At 47.3% G+C, this 19,158-nt stretch carries 17 protein-coding genes and 1 pseudogene; all 18 read left to right on the forward strand.

Features of this window, described 5'->3' with window-relative positions; translation table 11 throughout:
* Window positions 1-7: 7 nt before the first annotated feature.
* The 18 genes and pseudogenes from DWX76_RS03120 to rfbC all read left to right on the forward strand — a co-directional run bounded on the left by DWX76_RS03120 (window position 8) and on the right by rfbC (window position 19,145).
* Window positions 8-856, forward strand: coding sequence for a TlyA family RNA methyltransferase (locus DWX76_RS03120; RefSeq protein WP_107000291.1), 849 nt, complete (start codon window positions 8-10; stop codon window positions 854-856).
* Window positions 853-1,722, forward strand: coding sequence for an NAD(+)/NADH kinase (locus tag DWX76_RS03125; protein ID WP_118570087.1), 870 nt, complete (start codon window positions 853-855; stop codon window positions 1,720-1,722). Before DWX76_RS03120 ends, DWX76_RS03125 begins: the two co-directional genes overlap by 4 nt.
* A 14-nt stretch (window positions 1,723-1,736) precedes the next feature.
* A complete protein-coding gene (gene argR, locus DWX76_RS03130; protein ID WP_022359930.1) occupies window positions 1,737-2,186 on the forward strand; it encodes an arginine repressor in 450 nt (149 codons plus the stop codon).
* A 59-nt stretch (window positions 2,187-2,245) separates the two neighbouring features.
* Complete coding sequence (gene recN / locus DWX76_RS03135) at window positions 2,246-3,913, forward strand: DNA repair protein RecN (RefSeq protein ID WP_118570088.1); 1,668 nt, start codon at window positions 2,246-2,248, stop codon at window positions 3,911-3,913.
* Window positions 3,914-4,874: 961 nt separating this feature from the next.
* On the forward strand, window positions 4,875-5,135 hold the full coding sequence (locus DWX76_RS03145) for an AP2 domain-containing protein (protein ID WP_147353830.1): 261 nt from the start codon (window positions 4,875-4,877) through the stop codon (window positions 5,133-5,135).
* 83 nt (window positions 5,136-5,218) lie between these two features.
* Window positions 5,219-5,995 (forward strand): CpsB/CapC family capsule biosynthesis tyrosine phosphatase, encoded by a 777-nt coding sequence (locus tag DWX76_RS03150; protein ID WP_107000287.1) that lies wholly within the window; start codon window positions 5,219-5,221, stop codon window positions 5,993-5,995.
* Window positions 5,996-6,148: 153 nt separating this feature from the next.
* The gene (locus DWX76_RS03155) at window positions 6,149-6,937 is read left to right on the forward strand and encodes a YveK family protein (RefSeq protein WP_118570091.1); all 789 of its coding nucleotides are present in this window, start codon (window positions 6,149-6,151) and stop codon (window positions 6,935-6,937) included.
* A 6-nt stretch (window positions 6,938-6,943) separates the two neighbouring features.
* Window positions 6,944-7,663 carry a CpsD/CapB family tyrosine-protein kinase gene (locus DWX76_RS03160; RefSeq protein ID WP_118570092.1) on the forward strand — a complete coding sequence of 240 codons (720 nt, stop codon included), beginning with the start codon at window positions 6,944-6,946 and terminating at the stop codon, window positions 7,661-7,663.
* The gene (locus tag DWX76_RS03165) at window positions 7,660-8,673 is read left to right on the forward strand and encodes an LCP family protein (protein ID WP_118570093.1); all 1,014 of its coding nucleotides are present in this window, start codon (window positions 7,660-7,662) and stop codon (window positions 8,671-8,673) included. Before DWX76_RS03160 ends, DWX76_RS03165 begins: the two co-directional genes overlap by 4 nt.
* A gap of 54 nt (window positions 8,674-8,727) precedes the next feature.
* Window positions 8,728-9,366 carry a hypothetical protein gene (locus tag DWX76_RS03170; RefSeq protein ID WP_118570094.1) on the forward strand — a complete coding sequence of 213 codons (639 nt, stop codon included), beginning with the start codon at window positions 8,728-8,730 and terminating at the stop codon, window positions 9,364-9,366.
* A 312-nt stretch (window positions 9,367-9,678) separates the two neighbouring features.
* A complete protein-coding gene (locus DWX76_RS03175) occupies window positions 9,679-11,139 on the forward strand; it encodes a sugar transferase (RefSeq protein WP_107000282.1) in 1,461 nt (486 codons plus the stop codon).
* A gap of 472 nt (window positions 11,140-11,611) precedes the next feature.
* Complete coding sequence (locus DWX76_RS03180; RefSeq protein ID WP_118570095.1) at window positions 11,612-12,736, forward strand: glycosyltransferase family 4 protein; 1,125 nt, start codon at window positions 11,612-11,614, stop codon at window positions 12,734-12,736.
* 310 nt (window positions 12,737-13,046) lie between these two features.
* Window positions 13,047-14,095 (forward strand): annotated as a pseudogene (locus DWX76_RS03185) (NAD-dependent epimerase/dehydratase family protein).
* Between the two features lie 53 nt (window positions 14,096-14,148).
* On the forward strand, window positions 14,149-15,399 hold the full coding sequence (locus tag DWX76_RS03190) for a nucleotide sugar dehydrogenase (RefSeq protein ID WP_412693973.1): 1,251 nt from the start codon (window positions 14,149-14,151) through the stop codon (window positions 15,397-15,399).
* Between the two features lie 23 nt (window positions 15,400-15,422).
* Window positions 15,423-16,319, forward strand: a complete 897-nt coding sequence (gene rfbA / locus DWX76_RS03195) for a glucose-1-phosphate thymidylyltransferase RfbA (protein ID WP_118570096.1) — start codon at window positions 15,423-15,425, stop codon at window positions 16,317-16,319.
* A gap of 28 nt (window positions 16,320-16,347) precedes the next feature.
* Window positions 16,348-17,367, forward strand: a complete 1,020-nt coding sequence (rfbB, locus tag DWX76_RS03200; RefSeq protein WP_118570097.1) for a dTDP-glucose 4,6-dehydratase — start codon at window positions 16,348-16,350, stop codon at window positions 17,365-17,367.
* A gap of 14 nt (window positions 17,368-17,381) precedes the next feature.
* Window positions 17,382-18,530, forward strand: coding sequence for an NAD-dependent epimerase/dehydratase family protein (locus tag DWX76_RS03205; RefSeq protein WP_182429715.1), 1,149 nt, complete (start codon window positions 17,382-17,384; stop codon window positions 18,528-18,530).
* 6 nt (window positions 18,531-18,536) lie between these two features.
* Window positions 18,537-19,145, forward strand: a complete 609-nt coding sequence (rfbC, locus tag DWX76_RS03210) for a dTDP-4-dehydrorhamnose 3,5-epimerase (RefSeq protein WP_118570099.1) — start codon at window positions 18,537-18,539, stop codon at window positions 19,143-19,145.
* Window positions 19,146-19,158 lie beyond the last annotated feature (13 nt).

Consider the following 19,158-nt stretch of genomic DNA (forward strand, 5'->3'; position numbering starts at 1 on the left):
ACATAGAATGAAAGAACGGTTAGATGTACTTCTCGTCAAGAGAGGTCTGGCAGAATCCCGTGAGAAGGCGAAAGCGATCATCATGTCTGGGATTGTATATGTAGAAGATCAGAAAGAAGACAAGGCGGGTACGACCTTCGATGAAAATGCGAAGATCGAGGTACGTGGATCTACCTTAAAATATGTGAGCCGCGGAGGTCTGAAACTGGAGAAGGCGATGACGCATTTCGGAGTGACGCTGGATCAAAAGGTCTGTATGGATGTCGGCGCGTCCACAGGCGGATTTACCGACTGTATGCTGCAGAATGGCGCGGTCAAGGTGTTTTCGGTCGATGTAGGACATGGACAGCTGGCGTGGAAACTTCGCAATGATCCGCGTGTGGTCTGCATGGAGAAGACAAACATCCGTTATGTGACACCGGAGGATATCGGCGAGCCGGTAGATTTCTCTTCGATCGACGTTTCCTTTATTTCCCTGACGAAGGTTTTAGGTCCGGTCAAGGAGATTTTAAGCCCGGGCGGCGAGGTGGTTGCACTGATCAAGCCGCAGTTCGAGGCGGGACGTGAGAAAGTCGGAAAGAAGGGCGTTGTCCGCGAGAAGAGCACGCATCTGGAGGTCATTCAGATGGTGATGGCATATGCGGCAGAGATCGGTTTTGAGATCCGGAATCTGGAATTTTCCCCTATCAAGGGACCGGAGGGAAATATCGAGTACCTCCTGTACCTGCATAAACCGGAGCAGGCATCGGAGGAAACTGTGACTGGTGAGGAAGCACTTGCAAAAGCGGAAAAAGAGTGTCCGGTTTCACCGGAACAGGTTGTTGAGGAAGCTCACAGGGAGTTAGACAAAACATGAGAAATTTCTATCTGATTGTAAACCGCGAAAAGCCGCGTGTAGAGGAGGCAGCCGATCTGATTTGCAGCTTTTTTGCAGAACAGGGCTGCCGCTGCATCCGTCTGGACCGTCACGACGGGCTTCGCCGGGATGCTGGGGTGATACCGGCGTATCGCTATACGGATCGTCGGACCGTGCCGGAGGACACAGACTGCGTGATCTGTCTGGGCGGTGATGGAACGCTGATTCAGGCGGCGCGTGATCTGGCGGGACGGAAGATTCCACTGTTTGGCATCAATATGGGGCATCTGGGGTATCTGACGCAGATCGGGCATGAGGAGGACATTCTGCCTGCCATGCGGGATCTGATGGAAGATCACTACCGTCTGGAAAGCCGGATGATGCTCAGGGGGTGCGTGATTTCCGGCGGGAAGGTCGTCATGGAGGATATCGCGTTGAATGATATCGTCCTGAACCGTATGGGAATCGATGCGTTCCGGTTTGAGCTGGCTGTCAATGGACAGCTGTTTAACGAGTATTCGGCGGACGGCATGGTGGTTGCGACCCCGACCGGTTCGACGGCATACAACCTGTCAGCGGGCGGTCCGATCGTGGCGCCGGAGGCGGATCTGATGGTATTGACACCGCTCTGCCCGCATTCACTCAATTCGCGCAGCATCGTTCTGCCGCCGGATAACCATTTGAGCCTGCGGATTCAGACGACCGGGCGGACGAAGGTTTCGCTGAGCTTTGACGGCGATACGGTGGTTGATATTGAGCCGGGTGATACAATCGAGATAGCAAAATCAGAGATCGAGACGACATTGATTCAGCTCAAACAGGTGCCATTTTTGGAAAATATACGGAACAAAATGAAACAGATATAAAAGGAGTCAGAGCCATGAAAATGGAACGTCACAGCAAGATTGTGGAATTGATTGGAAAATATGAGATTGAAACGCAGGAAGAGCTGGCGGAATATCTGAATAAAGAGGGATACAATGTCACGCAGGCAACGGTTTCCAGGGATATCCGGGAGTTAAAGCTGTCTAAGATCCAGACAGAAAACGGCGGACAGAAATATGCGGTTTTCCATCCTCAGACGGCGTTCAATGATAAATATACCCGTATTCTGCACGATAGCTTCGTTTCCATGGATATGGCGCAGAACATCCTTGTCATCAAGACGGTGTCAGGCATGGCGATGGCAGTCGCGGCAGCGCTCGACGCCATCCATTTTTCAGAGATTGTCGGCTGCATCGCCGGGGACGATACGGTCATGTGTGCAGTCCGTACGGTGGACGATACGATCGTGCTGATGGACAAGATCCGCAAGCTGATTGCGGGATGAGGGAAGGTGGGTTCACGCATTTTTTGCGGGAACCGCTGATAAGGAGGAACGGAAAGCGGATGCTTTATCATTTACGAGTGAAAAATCTGGCTCTGATCGATTCGGCGGAGGTGGAGTTCGGGGACGGACTCAACATTCTGACCGGTGAGACGGGAGCCGGAAAATCGATCATCATCGGTTCGGTCCAGATCGCGCTGGGCGGAAAAGCACCGAAAGAGATGATCCGCCGGGGCTGCGACAGCGCCTACATTGAATTGGTTTTCTCCATCGATGATGAGAGAAAGCGCGAGCAGCTGAAGGAACACGATGTTTACCCTGATGAAGAGGGAATTTTAATCATTTCTAAGAAAATCACACCGACCCGGAGCATCAGCCGCATCAACGACGAGACGGTAACGGCTGCAAGGCTGCGGGAGATCACGGGCCTTCTGATCGATCTGCACGGACAGCATGAACACCAGTCGCTGGTGAATGCGTCAAAACATCTGGAAATCCTCGATGCGTATGGCGGGGAGAAACTTCTCCCATTCAAACAGAATACGGAAGCTGCCTATCGCTTGTATATGCAGTTAAAACAGAAATGTACCGCATTTGCATCCGATCAGGAGACGAGACTGCGGGAGATGGATTTCTGCCGGTTTGAGATCGAGGAGATTGAAAATGCCGCGTTAAAGGATGGCGAAGAGGAAAAGGTGGCAGCCGATTTTAAGCGGTTTTCCAATGCCAGACGGATCGCTGAGAGTCTTTCACAGGCATATGACGCGGTGTCCGGCGATGCGGTGTCGCGGGCGTTCCGTGAGATCGATGGTGCGATGGCATTTGACGAGGGATTGAAGGGGATCCGTGACGAGCTGTGCGATGTAGATTCCCTTCTTTCGGATCTTTCCAGGGAGATCGCCGGATATATGGACGATATGACCTTTGACGAAGCGGCATTTCGGGAGACACAGGAGCGGCTTGACCTGATCCGGAGCCTGGAAACCAAGTATGGGAAGACGATCCCGGAGGTACTTCAGGCGTTGGAAGAAAAGAAAGCGCGACTGCAGGAACTGGAGAATTACGATGAACTTCGGGAACAGGCGGAAAAAGAACTGGAACAGGCAGAAGCAGTACTGAAAGAACATTCCGAGGCATTGTCAGCAGCGCGTAAGCAGTTTGCCGGGGAGCTGGTGGAGAAGATCGCAGACGGGCTTCGGGAACTGAATTTCCTTGATGTGCAGTTTGAGATGGAGTTTAGGCGGCTGGATCATTTCACGGCGGGCGGTATCGACGAGCCGGAATTCCTGATTTCCACGAATCCGGGCGAACCGGTTCGGCCGCTCGGTATGGTGGCGTCCGGCGGTGAGCTGTCGCGTATCATGCTGGCAATCAAGACGGTGCTGGCGGAGACCGATCAGGTTCCAACGTTGATTTTTGATGAGATTGACACCGGTATCAGCGGGCGGACTGCACAGATGGTATCGGAGAAGCTGCGGATCCTCTCTAAATGCCGTCAGGTCATCTGCATCACGCACCTGCCGCAGATCGCGGCGATGGCGGACCAGCACTTCGAGATCCGCAAATCCGCGTCCGATGGACGGACGGCAACCTCCATCCGCGCCTTAGACCGCGAAGCGATGGTGGACGAGCTTGCGAGACTTCTGGGCGGCGCGGAGATCACCGAGACCGTGCGGCAGAATGCGGAGGAGATGAAGAAGCTGGCAAAGAAGCGGAAGCTGGAGGTGTGATTATAAATTAAATATAAGATTCGGATTCAGAAAAATGTCGCGTAAGGCGGCATTTTTTTGATCCCCAGATACCAATTAGGTCGAAGTGGTTTTGGAATAGATGCATATATGATAAAGTTAAAATAGAAAGTATTGGGGATAAAAATAAGAACGGCAGAAATCTTAACTGGAACAAAGACATTTCAAAAAGCAAAAACATGTATTTATAATACGGATGGAATGCCTGTTTATGTGGATATTCCGACCGAATATGGAAAAACATGGTTGAAGGATCTGGTCACAGGAAATGCATCCTTTTTTGATTTTGTAGCAGTCAGAAGGTTGAACAAGATAAAAACAAAGAAAACCACACAAAATCAACTGTGCAAAATATAAATATGTAATGAAACATTATTGCACAAAAATACAAGGCATGATAGGAGTCTCCGTTTTTCTGGGATTTTGTTTTATATTGTCAGAAAAACAGGACGACATAATATGTATTATGTGGTACATAAGGGGAATACAGAAATAAGCAGAGGTATTTCTTTTTCAAAAATGCTGGATTTTACTGAATTTTTCAAAATCCCTGCAACTCATAAGTTTATAAAATTATGCTGATATGCTTCTAAGGGGGTGATTTTTCTGTTTTTAGATGGTAGTATCATGTTGATTATAAAAACAGGAGGAGACCGCGCACCACATAATACATATTATGTGGTACAGGGGGAGTATATGGGACGTGAAAACCTCGTTGGGACGAAGTTCGATCATCTTCTGGTTTTAAAAAGAGATGATACGAGGAAAAGCATACATTCCTACTGGCTTTGTCAATGCGACTGCGGAACTATATGTTCTGTAGCCGGGACGCATCTGAAGACAGGACACACCAAAAGTTGCGGCTGCTATCGAAAAAGAAAACCTGCGCTTGGGAAAAACCAGAAGCTGTGGCTGCCTTAGGCAGGAACAGAGAAAAGTAAATATGCGCAAATCCATCCATTTTGCAGAAAATACCTGTCTGGAGCGGATCGCGAGCCGGAAAGAGGCAGTGAACAACACCAGTGGACACCGAGGTGTATACCGGAGAGAAAATGGAAAATGGCGTGCCAGCATCGGGTTCCAGGGAAAAGTTTATAACCTTGGGACATTTGTGGACTATGAGGATGCAGTAAAAGCCAGATTGGAAGCAGAGAAAAAGTATTATGACACATTTTTAGAGCAATATCAGAACAGGACGAAGTAGGTGGACAGCAAAAAACGATGGTGTAAGCTGTCTATTTCGCGTGTATTCAGACAGAAAAATGACTGACTAAGGAGAGAAGTGCAATGGCGCGCAAAACGCAGAGAAGACCGGACAAGATAGAGCTGGGTGTGGTGGATATCCATACACACGTGCTCCCGGGGATAGATGATGGGGCAGAGAAAATGGCACTCAGTTACCGGATGCTTCGGAGATCTTATAAGCAGGGCGTCCGGAAGGTGATAGCCACCCCACACTATGTAGCGTATCACTGGCGGACAAAACCGCAGCAGATACAAGAGCTTATGGAGAAGTTGGCGGCTCGTGTCCAGAAGGCGATGCCCGATCTTGAACTCTACCGGGGGCAGGAAATCCAATACTTCGAAGGCATGGTCGAGATGCTCCGGGAAGGAAAGCTTCTGACACTGGCGGGCAGTCGGTACGTGCTGACCGAGTTTCTGCCGACATCCTCCTGGAGCCAGATCGAGGGCGCTGTCCGGGAGCTGACGATGGCGGGCTATCTGCCTGTGCTGGCACATATCGAGCGGTACCAGTGTCTGCGGGAAAAAGGACGCCTGGAAGAGCTAATGAAGGAAGGCGCGTATCTCCAGATGAACTACGGAAGCCTCACGAAACTGAGCCATTTCTGGAAAATAAGGGAGCGCCTGGACCGGAGGTGGTGCCGCCGGACACTTCTAGCCGGTTACATCAGTTTTCTGGGAACCGACATGCATGGCAACCGCCACCGGGTTCCCAACAGTGCGAAAGCCATCGCATGGATCCGGAAAAAGGGAGGCAGTGAACTTGCCAGACAGCTGTCGATCGAAAATCCGGAAAAGATCATACTGGATGAGAAATTGTAAAAGAATAGATGTTTGCGAAAAAATGCAAATGTTTTTCGAAATCACGTGGTTACAGAACATTGACAAATTCCGTTACCGGGCATGTATGCGTGAACCGTAACATTGTAACAATGTCTGACAGATAAAAACAATACGAAAAGGGAAAAGGAAGGTATGGAAAAGAGAAAAAATCAAGGACAAGAATGGGAAGACGAGGAAGTAATCGATCTGGGTGAAATCTTTTATGCATTACTCCGGAAACTCTGGGTCATCATTGCAGTGGCGGTGCTCGGAGCCGGAATCGGCGGAGCATACAGCTATTTTCTGCTCACACCGCAGTACAGCTCAACGGCGAAGATTTATGTACTGACGAAAGAGACAACGCTGACCTCGTTAGCCGATCTGCAGATCGGCACGCAGCTGACACAGGATTACAAGACGATCATCACCGGTCGTTCCGTTATGGAAGAGGTGGTTGATAAGCTTCATCTGGATATGGATTATAAAGAACTGGCCAGAAAAATTAAGGTGGAGAACCCGTCGGATACTCGTATTTTAAACATTTCTGCACTGGATCCGGATGCGGAGATGGCAAAAAAAATTGTCGATATGACCGCAAAGGTGGCATCCGACTATGTCGGAGAGATCATGGAAATGACGCCGCCGAAACTCATCGAGAGCGGTGAGGTGGCAAACCAGAAAACCAGCCCGAGCAATACGAAAAACGCGCTGATCGGCGCACTGATTGCCGCAGTGATCGTGTGCGGATACATTACACTGACGGTTATCCTGAATGATACCATCCGTTCGGAAGAAGATGTGGAGAAATATCTGGAACTGCCGGTACTGGCAGCACTCCCAGAGAGCAAGATCCACGAACGGGGCGAGAAGAAAGTAAAACGTACCTCTGGTATCTGGGATATCATCAATCCATTTGCCGGAAAAGATAAGAAGGAAAGGTAGGAGACCATGGCAATTCAGAACGGATTCATCCAGATCATACAGGATGAGAAAAGAGATTATCAGTATGAGGAAGCAATGAAGACACTCCGTACCAACATCCAGTTTTCCGGAAATGGGCTCAAGGTCATCATGCTGACCAGTGCAATGCCGGATGAAGGAAAGAGTGAGACCTCCTCCCAGCTTGCGATCTCGATGGCACAGACAGAGGGACGCGTGTTATTTATCGATGCGGATATCCGTAAATCCGTGTTGGTAGCCCGTTTCGGGGGCGGACAGCAGATTTACGGACTGACACAGTACCTGACCGGGCAGCGGCTTTTAGGGGAGGTTCTGTATCACACGAACCTGCCGAACCTGGATATCATTTTCTCCGGTCCGATGGCACCGAATCCGGCAGAGCTTCTGAGCGAGGATGCATTTAGTAAGCTGATCGCATGGGCGAGAAATGAGTACGACACGATCATCATCGATACGCCGCCGCTCGGAAGTGTCATTGACGGTGCGATCATCGCACAGCGCTGCGACGGAGCGATCCTGGTAGTCGAGAGCGGTGCGAATAGCTACCGTCTGGTGCAGAAAGCCAAAAGCCAGCTGGAGCGGACCGGCTGCCGGATTCTCGGCGCGGTGCTGAACCGTGTGGACATGGCAGGCAGCGGCTACTATCACAGATACTATGGTAAATATTCGAAATATACAAAATATTATGAAAACGAGCCAGTCAAATGAGAAAGCAGAAAATGATCCGGTGGATCGCCTGGGCGGTGGCAGGAATCGCCTGTGTAGCGGGCGGCATTCATGTTTATCAGAAATATCAAGAAAGAGAAGCGGCAATCCGTGCGATTGAAGCCCGTGATCAGGCAAAAAGCCAGGAGGAAGAAGACCTTGCAAATGGAATTTTGACCTGGAATGGCAAAAAATACCGCCGCAACACGGCGATGCGGGCGATTCTCTGCATAGGTGTTGATACCAAGGGGGAGATGGAAGCCCAGAACGTCGCCGGAAAAGGCGGAGACGCCGATGCACTCTTTTTAGTGGCGCAGGACGCTGCCAAGGATGAGGCACAGATTGTGTTAATTCCGAGAAATACGATGACAGAGATCGAGGTTTTTGATTATTTTGGAAATCCAATCGGAACCGAGACGAAGCAGCTGACACTTGCCTATGCGTTCGGGGACGGACGCGAAAAAAGCTGTGAGCTGACAGTGGGAGCGCTTTCTAAGCTGCTATTTGGACTTCAGATAGACGGATACTTTGCCGTCAATATGGACTCCATCCCCTATTTTAACGACGCGGTCGGCGGCGTACCCATCACGGTTGAAGATGAGATGGTCGCAGAGAAATATCCTGACGATTTCAAGATGGGAGAAACCGTCACTCTGATCGGTGACCTGACGGAGAAATACGTCCGGTTCCGAGATATCAACGAAGATGGTTCTGCTACAGTGCGCCTGCACCGTCAGAAAGGATATCTGAAATCCTTTATTCAGAAAGCCAAAGAAAGCCAGACAGCGGATAAAACAACGATTACGCGCCTGGTAGATGGCATCCAGGAAAAGGCGATCACCAATATGGCAAAAGACCAGTACATGGACATGGGACTTGCAATGTTAAACAGCCCGAAAACCATGGAGGACGGCGATTTTATCGAGCTGTCGGGAGAGATTTATCAGGGTAAATTCGAAGAATTTTATCCGGATATGGATGAGTTAAAAGAGATTGTTATCAATCTTTTATAAAGAAAAAGCTTAAAAGGCGCAGGCTTAAAAAGCTGGAAAGGAAAGGGAAGTACAATGAAAAAGAAGTACGCAGCACTTCTGATAGCAGCTGCTATCATGGCAGTGCCGGGCACTCTGGCCATGGCTGCCGGAAGCCCGAACACAAACGCGACGGTTAGTCACGGAGGAGGACATAGCTCAAGCGCGTCTTCCAAGTCTGCAGGTCTGAATGTGAATGCAGGAACCATCACAAACAAGACCACCACAGGTATCAAGAACAACGGACAGAATGGTTCCAACGGAATCACTGTTTCCCAGGGAACTTCTGGAAGCAACAATGCAGTTGGATTTGCATCCGATCAGCAGATCAAAGACGGCAACAGCTGGGCAGTTGCTGAGAAAGTATTTGAGATCAATGCAGGTATCCCACTGTACCGTGTAACCGGTGATCCGGCTCTGGTTGGATACTCTCCGCTGATGCCGGCACAGCAGCTGCAGGCAACTGATGCAAACGGCGCTGTAACGAAAGAAGCAGTGATTGTCAACATTTCAGTTGCAGCCCTGGGCAACGTTCAGAACATCCAGCTGTATTTCTACAATGAGACAACCCATGCATGGGAACTGGCAGCTGTAAACAGTGTTGATTATGCGACCAACACAATCAACGTTACTATGCCGGGCAACGCCATATTTACACTGGTTCATAAGAACTAATCTGTAGATAGGCGGAAAGCGGCAGGAACCTGTTTGGGAAAGCCTGCTGCTTCCCTAAAACAATAAAAATAATTTCTAAATTTCTAACTTTGAGTGGGACAGACCATTACAAGACCAATACAGATAAATGGTCGTGACCCGTCAATGTCAAATAAGAAAGTCAGATTCGTTAGATTATCGGAACGAAAACGAACTGGCGGAATATACCCGAAAACAAAATATCGTTGATTTTGCCGGAAACGGATAAGGGATTTATTTGGAATATAGGTTTCATCCAGAGAACAGGGCAAAAATTGACAAGGGGGAAGAAGTATGTACAAAAGAAATTCGGGCGGCTGGATGAAACACGTTGATTTTATCATCCTGGATATACTCTGCCTGCAGGTAGCACTGACGCTTGCATATGCGTGCAGTGGGTATGGATGGGATATATACACACCGATCTTATATCGGAATGTGGCTATGTTTCTGGGACTGGCAGATCTGATGTTGCTCATATGCCGGGAAACGATGAAAGGCGTGATACGGAGAGGACATTTCCGGGAATTTACCATGACGGTAAAGCAGGCAGTTTTTATAGAAGGAATTGCACTTTTATATCTGTTCCTTTTACAGGAAGGGCAGAACTATTCGAGACCGGTATTGCTTCTGATGCCGGTATGCTACAGCGTTGTGGCATATGCAGTCCGGGAGCTCTGGAAATGGCACCTACAGAAGAAAAAGACGAGCGACGAGGGAAAAAGCGCCCTTCTGATTGCAGCGAGTGAAGATGTCGTCGAGCGCGTCGTCAAAACAATTAAAGAAAATAACTATGCACAATATATAGTTGCAGGTGTTTCTCTCATCGGAGGTGGAAAATATTCCGTCGGAGAGAAAATAGATGGAGTTCCGGTCGTGGCAGAGGAAGCGGGTATTCCGCACTATGTCTGTCAGGACTGGATCGATGAAGTCCTGGTGGTCACCTCAGACGAGGTGCCGTATCCGGGAAAGCTTTTAAGCCAGCTGATGGAAACCGGCGTGACGGTGCACCTGGGTCTGGCAAAGGTAATGAGTGAGCCGGGGAAAAAACAGTTTGTCGAAAAGATAGGACCGTATACGGTGCTGACAACCAGCATCAACTATGCGTCCTCCTTCCAGCTTTTCTTAAAGCGCGCAATGGATATCATGGGCGGTCTGGTCGGCTGCACAATTACAGTACTATTGCTTCCGTTTGTCGGCACAGCAATCTACCTGGCGTCCCCGGGACCGATCTTCTTCGCCCAGGAGCGTGTTGGTAAAAACGGAAAACGGTTCAAGATGTATAAATTCAGAAGCATGTACATGGATGCCGAGGCACGAAAAGCAGAGCTGATGAAAGATAACCGACTTGGCGATGGAAAGATGTTCAAACTTGATTTCGATCCGCGTGTTATCGGAAACAAGATCCTGCCGGATGGAAGCCACAAGACCGGAATCGGCGATTTCATCCGCCGTACCAGTTTAGATGAATTTCCGCAGTTTTTCAATGTGCTGAAAGGTGATATGTCGATCGTCGGCACGCGCCCGCCGTTGATTTCGGAAACCAATCTTTATGAGCTGCATCATAAAGCCCGGCTGGCGATCAAGCCGGGGATTACCGGGATGTGGCAGGTAAGCGGTCGGAGTGACATTACCGATTTTGAAGAGGTTGTAAGGCTTGACCGAGAGTATATCAGTAACTGGAATATCGGGATGGATATCAAGATACTGGTGAAGACGGTGATGGTGGTTTTGAAGGAGGATGGATCGATGTAATGACCGGTAGAAGAAGAGCCCAGAGACGGATTGGATGTTTGGATAATAAATGTCTACTCAACAAAATCAGTTGAGGTCTGATGGTCTATGGTGGAGTTGAATATGGACAACCAGAGAAAAGCCTGATTTCATGCGGGTTTGCGCGGCTTGACCTTTTCACCTCAACTTGTTTCTGCTTGTCATGGTGCGTTAGGGCTAGCGTGTTTTCAGGGGTTAATGGCTTCTGGTTGCGCTCTATACTTAACCCACCACAGCGAAAGCTGATAGAGCAGAAAACAAAATAAGGAGGTATGAGGACAAGCCTGCGTATAGATTGTTGCTGCAATCTGTATACAGGCTTGTTGTTGTGCTATGAAGTAGGAAAGGTGAATAGTGAAAGACGAGCATGACAATTTAAGGAAAAGAACTGCTGGGATTGTGTATAAGCCTAGGACAAGAATAGAAACTATGGAATGACGGTTGGAGAGAAGTAATGGAAGAAAAAATCAGACTTGCGGTTTTCGGACAGAAACGTCTTTCGCGTGAAGGCGGGATAGAGATTGTTGTAAAAGAGTTATGCACCCGAATGGCACAGAATGGTTGTGATGTGACTTGCTACAATAGAGCAGGCCATCATGTAAGCGGTGCAGAGTATGACAAAACAATTGAATATGATGGTATCCGTCAAAAGGTTGTTCCGACCATTGAGAAGAAGGGACTTGCAGCGGTAAGCTCTTCCTTTTTTGCAGCACTTTGTAGTGCATTTGGAAGATACGATGTGGTGCATATCCATGCAGAAGGCCCTGCCTTTTTCTGTTGGATACCAAAACTTTTTGGCAAGCGTGTAATCAGCACTATTCACGGTTTGGACTGGGCCCGCGAAAAATGGAAATTTGGCGTTGGATCAAAATTTATCCGGCAGGGTGAAAAAAATGCCGTGAAATATGCAGATGAAATCATTGTTCTAAGCAAAGGCGTGCAAAAGTATTTCATGGAGACCTACGGAAGGAAGACACATTTTATCCCTAATGGTGTCAATCGGCCAGAGGTTCTGGAGGCAAAGCTGATCACGGATCATTTTGGACTGGAAAAGGATTCCTACATACTGTTCCTCGGTCGTCTGGTGCCGGAGAAGGGCATTCGATATCTGGTTGAGGCCTTCAAGAATGTCAAGACAGATAAAAAAATGGTCATTGCAGGCGGCTCCAGTGATACGGATTCCTTTATGGAGGAATTGAAAGAACTGGCGAAGGGTGATGATCGGATTCTCTTTACCGGGTTTGTACAGGGAGCAATGCTGGATGAACTATACAGCAATGCTTACATTTACACGCTGCCGTCCGATCTGGAAGGAATGCCATTAAGTCTGCTGGAGGCAATGAGCTACGGCAATTGCTGTCTGGTATCCGATATTCCAGAATGCGCAGAGGTTGTAGAAGATAAGGCATTGATTTTCAAAAAGTCAGATGTAGAGGACTTGCGAGAAAAACTGCAAGAGGCCTGTGACCATCCAGAAATGGTTATTAAAATGAAGAATCAGGCAGCTGACTTTATCTGCGAGAAATACAACTGGGATGAAGTTGTAAAGGAAACGATAAAACTGTACAGGAGAAAATAATAGATGAGAGTATTGATAATAAATAATCTCCTCTAACCGAACGCAGGTAGTGAGAGGTACATAGTGAAAATGCCGGAAAAATGACGTATTTACGGCGCTTTTCGAGAGATGAGTAGAGCTGCGAGAGCAGTTTTTATCTCGCCACCTGGGTTTGGTAACAGCAGATGATTTTATCATAAGAACTTTCAGTATCACTACCTGCGTTTGTATGGAGCACTCTGGTTTATGAACAATACATTGGAAGTGCTTCATCTGAACAGAGGTAGTGACACTTAAAATATAGGCTTCAAAAAATAAGGAGACAAATGCAATGAGTATAGTTAATTTAGAGAATAAAACAGTTCTAGTCACAGGTGCAGCTGGCTTTATAGGTTCCAACCTTGTGAAGCGAATTTATCAGGAGGCTCCTTCTGCTACGGTCATCGGCATCGATAACATGAATGCCTACTACGATGTGGCACTGAAAGAGTTCCGTCTGAATGAGCTGGCCAAGTATCCCACATTTACTTTTATCAAAGGCAACATCGCTGACAAGGCACTGATCATGGAGCTTTTCGAGAAGTACAAGCCGTCTGTGGTCGTTAACCTTGCGGCACAGGCTGGTGTGCGTTACTCCATCACCAACCCGGATGCTTATGTGGAATCTAACTTGGTCGGCTTTTTCAATATCCTTGAAGCCTGCCGTCATTGCGAGAGCCTGGAACATTTGGTTTATGCTTCTTCTTCCTCCGTCTACGGTTCCAACAAGAAGGTTCCGTACAGCACGGAGGATAAGGTTGACAACCCAGTTTCCCTTTATGCAGCCACAAAGAAATCTAATGAGTTGATGGCACACGCATACTCCAAGCTCTACAACATTCCTTCCACTGGTCTGCGCTTCTTTACTGTGTACGGTCCTGCTGGCCGTCCTGACATGGCCTACTTTGGCTTCACCAACAAGCTGGTGAAGGGTGAAACCATTAAAATCTTCAACTTCGGCAACTGCAAGCGTGACTTTACCTATGTAGACGATATTGTCGAGGGCATTGTCCGTGTGATGAAGAAGGCACCGGACAAAAAGAATGGCGAGGATGGTCTGCCGATTCCGCCGTATGCAGTTTACAATATCGGCAATCAGAATCCGGAGAATCTGCTGGACTTCGTGCAGATTCTGAGTGAGGAATTAGTAAGAGCGAAGGTGCTTCCGGAAGATTATGACTTTGAGGCACACAAAGAGCTTGTCCCGATGCAGCCTGGTGATGTGCCTGTGACCTATGCAGATACCAGCGCACTGGAGCGCGACTTTGGATACAAGCCGAGCACAAGTCTGCGTGAAGGCTGAGGAACTTCGCTGAGTGGTACGCTGAGTTTTATAAATAAAAAATAGATTTGTTTATATTTGACTGATTACAAGATAATGGGAGATAAACATTATGAGAGAATTTAAAGAACTGAAAATCGCCGTTGCTGGAACTGGTTACGTCGGATTGTCTATTGCAACTTTGCTTTCCCAGCATCATCAAGTGACAGCTGTAGATATTATTCCTGAAAAAGTTGATCTGATTAATAACAAAAAACCTCCTATTCAGGATGACTATATTGAAAAATATCTTGCAGAAAAAGATTTAAACTTGACGGCAACATTAGATGCAAAGGAAGCATACTCTGATGCTGATTTTGTAGTTATCGCTGCACCGACAAACTATGATAGCAAGAAGAATTTCTTTGACACCAGTGCAGTTGAAGCTGTGATTAAGCTGGTCATCGAGTACAATCCGGAAGCTATCATGGTTATCAAGAGCACCATCCCGGTTGGCTATACAGCAAGTGTTCGTGAGAAGTTCCACTGCGATAATATCATCTTCAGCCCAGAGTTCCTGCGTGAGAGCAAGGCTCTGTACGATAATCTTTATCCTTCTCGTATCATCGTCGGCACCGATGTAGAAAATGCACGATTGGTAAAGGCTGCACACATTTTTGCAGAACTTCTGCAGGAAGGTGCTATTAAAGAGAATATCGATACTCTGTTCATGGGCTTCACTGAGGCTGAGGCTGTTAAACTGTTCGCTAACACTTATTTGGCACTGCGTGTCAGCTACTTCAATGAACTGGATACTTACGCCGAGATGAAGGGGCTGAATACCCAGCAGATCATCAATGGTGTCTGCCTTGATCCTCGTATCGGCACTCATTATAACAATCCCAGCTTTGGTTACGGTGGATACTGTCTGCCGAAGGACACCAAGCAACTGCTTGCCAACTATGCTGATGTGCCGGAGAACCTGATTGAGGCTATCGTTGAAAGTAATAGAACGAGAAAAGACTTCATTGCTGACCGTGTTCTGGAGATTGCAGGTGCTTATGAAGCAAATGACAGCTGGGATGAGAGCAAAGAAAAAGAAGTTGTTGTCGGCGTTTACCGTCTGACAATGAAGAGTAACAGCGATAACTTCCGCCAGAGTTCCATTCAGGGTGTCATGAAGCGCATCAAGGCAAAAGGCGCAACTGTCATCATTTACGAGCCGACGTTGAAAGACGGTGAAAAGTTTTTCGGCAGCGTTGTGGTCAATGATTTGGATGAGTTTAAGAAGCAGAGTCAGGCCATTATCGCAAACCGTTATGACAAGTGCCTTGATGATGTAAAAGAAAAGGTTTACACGAGAGATATTTTCCAGAGAGATTAAGCGGATACGAGGGAGGATACAGAATGAAAGGCATTATTTTAGCAGGTGGATCGGGCACTCGTCTGTATCCATTAACGAAAGTTACGAGCAAACAGCTCTTACCTATTTTTGATAAACCGATGATTTATTATCCGATGTCCGTTCTGATGAACGCTGGCATCCGTGATATTTTGATTATTTCCACACCGCAGGATACACCTCGTTTCGAGAACCTGCTGGGTGATGGACACCAGTTTGGTGTGAATTTGACCTATGCAGTTCAGCCATCACCAGATGGACTGGCACAGGCCTTTATTATTGGTGCTGATTTCATCGGCAATGACTCTGTGGCTATGGTGTTGGGCGATAACATCTTTGCTGGCCATGGATTAAAGAAAAGATTGACTGCCGCAGTGGAAAACGCCGAGAGTGGCAAGGGTGCAACCGTGTTTGGCTACTATGTGGACGACCCAGAGCGTTTTGGAATTGTTGAGTTTGACAAGAACGGTAAGGCTATTTCTATCGAGGAGAAGCCGGAGCATCCGAAGAGCAACTACTGTGTAACTGGCCTGTACTTCTATGATAACCGTGTGGTCGAGTTTGCAAAGAACCTGAAGCCTTCTGCACGTGGTGAACTGGAAATCACTGACCTGAACCGTATTTATCTGGAAGATGGTTCTCTGAATGTGGAACTGCTGGGACAGGGGTTTACCTGGCTGGACACTGGTACACACGAGAGCCTTGTTGATGCCACTAATTTCGTGAAGACTGTAGAGCAGCATCAGCACCGTAAGATTGCTTGCCTGGAAGAAATTGCATACCTGAATGGCTGGATCAGCAAGGATGAACTGATGGAAGTCTATGAGGTTATGAAGAAGAACCAGTACGGTCAGTATTTGAAAGATGTCATGGACGGCAAGTATCAGGAGCACCTGTATTAATTAGGGAAAGTGTAGAGGAGAATAGATCATGAATATTATTGTTACCGGCGGCGCTGGTTTTATTGGTAGTAACTTTGTGTTCCATATGCTGAAGAAGTATCCGGATTATCGGATCATCTGTCTTGACAATCTGACTTATGCAGGTAATCTGTCCACGCTGACACCGGTTATGGATAACCCGAATTTCCGATTTGTGAAAGCAGATATTTGCGACCGCGAAGCAGTGGACAAACTGTTTGAAGAAGAGCATCCAGACATCGTAGTTAACTTTGCGGCAGAATCTCATGTTGACCGTTCTATCGAAGATCCTGGCATCTTTCTTCAGACCAATATTATCGGTACCAGTGTGCTGATGGACGCTTGCCGCAAGTATGGTATCCAGCGTTACCATCAGGTATCTACCGATGAAGTTTACGGTGACCTGCCGCTGGATCGCCCTGACCTGTTCTTCACAGAGGAGACTCCGATTCATACCAGCTCTCCTTACAGCAGCTCCAAGGCCGCCGCTGACCTATTGGTTCTGGCTTACCATCGTACATACGGGCTGCCTGTGACCATTTCCCGTTGCTCCAACAACTATGGCCCGTATCACTTCCCGGAGAAGCTGATTCCGCTGATGATCGCTAATGCTTTGGCTGACAAGCCGCTGCCTGTTTACGGCGAGGGTCTGAATGTCCGCGACTGGCTGTATGTTGAAGATCACTGCAAGGCCATTGACCTGATTATCCACAAGGGCCGCGTTGGTGAAGTCTATAACGTTGGCGGCCATAACGAAAAGCAGAACATCGAGATTGTGAAGATCATCTGCAAGGAGCTGGGCAAGCCGGAGAGCCTGATTACCCATGTTGGTGATCGTAAGGGTCATGATATGCGTTACGCCATCGATCCGACTAAAATCCACAACGAGCTGGGCTGGCTGCCGGAGACTAAATTTGAGGATGGCATCAAGAAGACCATCCAGTGGTATCTCGATAACCGTGAGTGGTGGGAGACCATCATAAGCGGTGAGTATCAGAACTACTACGAGAAAATGTACAGCAATCGCTAATAGAGGGAATGAAGATGAATAATATATTAATTACTGGTGGAGCAGGATTCATAGGTTCTGAAATTGTTTGTCAGTTAAATAAGGCAGGAGTAAAAAATATCACTGTACTTGATACATTGACGGAACAGATTCATGGAAAAAATCCACGGAATTCTTATCTTTATAAAAAAATTGATGGGAAATGTAAGTTTGTTAAGGGAAGCGTTACCGAGATTGATACGGTATCGCCGTTGGTAAAAGAAGCTGATTATATCATTCATCTTGCAGCAGAGACTGGAACGGGACAATCAATGTACCAGATTAATCTCTATAACGAGACGAATGTTATGGGTACATCTAATATCTTGCAGGCAATTTCTTCATTAGGTAAAGAATGCCATGTGAAGAAAATTGTTTTGTCATCTTCCAGATCTGTATATGGCGAAGGAAAGTATACATGTACAAATTGTGGCATAGTTTTTCCTGATAGTCGTAAGAAAGAGCAAATGCAGAATGGTGATTTTGGAATGTACTGTCCAGAATGTGGTAAAAAGCTGACATTGGCGAAAACGACAGAGGACAGCACTATAAAACCGGCTTCGTTGTATGCATTTACAAAATATACACAAGAAATGATGCTACGTACTATGTGTCCGGCATTGAATGTTGATTACACCATTTTTCGTTTTCAAAATGTGTATGGTGTTGGACAGTCGTTGAAAAATCCATATACAGGTATTTTGTCCATCTTTAGTTCGTTGATGCTGGAAAATAAGCCTATCAATGTGTTCGAAGATGGCTTAGAGAGCAGAGATTTTGTGAATGTGGTTGATGTGGCTACTGGGGTGATTTCTGCGCTCAACAACGAAAAATCTAATGGTGAAATAATCAATTTAGGCAGTGGCGTAGGAACATCGGTTAAAGAGATAACTCAAATTTTGAAAAGAGCGTATAACAGTGAAAGTCCAATCAACATTACTGGTGATTTCAGACTTGGTGACATTGCACACAATGTTGCAGATATAACAAAAGCAGAAAACTTGCTTGGATTTAAGCAGTCTGTGAGCTTAGAAGAAGGGTTAACTCAGTTTTGTGATTGGGTAAAGGGACAAGAGCATGATAATTCCGGCTATGAAAAGTCTTTAAAAGAGATGGAGCAGGCAGGAATGTTTGTAAGAAAGTGAGAAAAGATGGGACAGATTAAAGTTGAGAAAAATGTAGGCGACATCGAAGGACTTTGCGTTATTGAACCCGCTGTTCATGGTGATGACCGTGGTTATTTCGTGGAAACTTACAACGAAAAAGATATGAAGGAGGCTGGCATTGATATTCACTTCGTGCAGGACAATCAGTCTATGTCCACAAAGGGTGTGCTGCGCGGTCTGCATTTCCAGAAGCAGTATCCGCAGTGCAAACTGGTGCGCGCTGTACGTGGCATTGTGTTTGATGTCGCTGTTGATCTCAGAAGCAATTCCGAGACCTATGGCAAGTGGTATGGCGTGACCCTGTCTGCTGAGAATAAGAAGCAGTTCCTCATCCCGGAGGGCTTTGCACATGGTTTCCTGGTTCTGAGCGATGAAGCAGAGTTTTGCTATAAGGTCAATGATTTTTACCACCCGAACGATGAGGGAGGAATGGCTTGGAATGATCCTGAGATCGGCATTGAGTGGCCAGAGTTGAAGGGCGAATATAAGGGAAATGCAAGCGCAGAGGGCTATACGCTGGAAGATGGTACCGCGCTGAACCTGAGTGACAAGGACCAGAAGTGGTTGGGACTGAAAGATACTTTTAAATTTTAAGGGGATAAACGGT

The organism is Clostridium sp. AF21-20LB (genome assembly GCF_003478795.1).
Taxonomy (GTDB): domain Bacteria; phylum Bacillota; class Clostridia; order Lachnospirales; family Lachnospiraceae; genus Otoolea; species Otoolea fessa.

Bases quoted from the DNA above. Each gene is read 5' to 3' on its own strand.
- DWX76_RS03165 (WP_118570093.1), top strand. From the start codon at position 7,660: ATGAGAAAGCAGAAAATGATCCGGTGGATCGCCTGGGCGGTGGCAGGA.
- DWX76_RS03180 (WP_118570095.1), top strand. From the start codon at position 11,612: ATGGAAGAAAAAATCAGACTTGCGGTTTTCGGACAGAAACGTCTTTCG.
- rfbC (WP_118570099.1), top strand. From the start codon at position 18,537: ATGGGACAGATTAAAGTTGAGAAAAATGTAGGCGACATCGAAGGACTT.
- DWX76_RS03205 (WP_182429715.1), top strand. From the start codon at position 17,382: ATGAATAATATATTAATTACTGGTGGAGCAGGATTCATAGGTTCTGAA.
- DWX76_RS03155 (WP_118570091.1), top strand. From the start codon at position 6,149: ATGGAAAAGAGAAAAAATCAAGGACAAGAATGGGAAGACGAGGAAGTA.
- DWX76_RS03170 (WP_118570094.1), top strand. From the start codon at position 8,728: ATGAAAAAGAAGTACGCAGCACTTCTGATAGCAGCTGCTATCATGGCA.
- recN (WP_118570088.1), top strand. From the start codon at position 2,246: ATGCTTTATCATTTACGAGTGAAAAATCTGGCTCTGATCGATTCGGCG.
- DWX76_RS03120 (WP_107000291.1), top strand. From the start codon at position 8: ATGAAAGAACGGTTAGATGTACTTCTCGTCAAGAGAGGTCTGGCAGAA.
- DWX76_RS03125 (WP_118570087.1), top strand. From the start codon at position 853: ATGAGAAATTTCTATCTGATTGTAAACCGCGAAAAGCCGCGTGTAGAG.
- DWX76_RS03175 (WP_107000282.1), top strand. From the start codon at position 9,679: ATGTACAAAAGAAATTCGGGCGGCTGGATGAAACACGTTGATTTTATC.
- DWX76_RS03190 (WP_412693973.1), top strand. From the start codon at position 14,149: ATGAGAGAATTTAAAGAACTGAAAATCGCCGTTGCTGGAACTGGTTAC.
- argR (WP_022359930.1), top strand. From the start codon at position 1,737: ATGAAAATGGAACGTCACAGCAAGATTGTGGAATTGATTGGAAAATAT.
- DWX76_RS03150 (WP_107000287.1), top strand. From the start codon at position 5,219: ATGGCGCGCAAAACGCAGAGAAGACCGGACAAGATAGAGCTGGGTGTG.
- rfbA (WP_118570096.1), top strand. From the start codon at position 15,423: ATGAAAGGCATTATTTTAGCAGGTGGATCGGGCACTCGTCTGTATCCA.
- DWX76_RS03160 (WP_118570092.1), top strand. From the start codon at position 6,944: ATGGCAATTCAGAACGGATTCATCCAGATCATACAGGATGAGAAAAGA.
- DWX76_RS03145 (WP_147353830.1), top strand. From the start codon at position 4,875: ATGCGCAAATCCATCCATTTTGCAGAAAATACCTGTCTGGAGCGGATC.
- rfbB (WP_118570097.1), top strand. From the start codon at position 16,348: ATGAATATTATTGTTACCGGCGGCGCTGGTTTTATTGGTAGTAACTTT.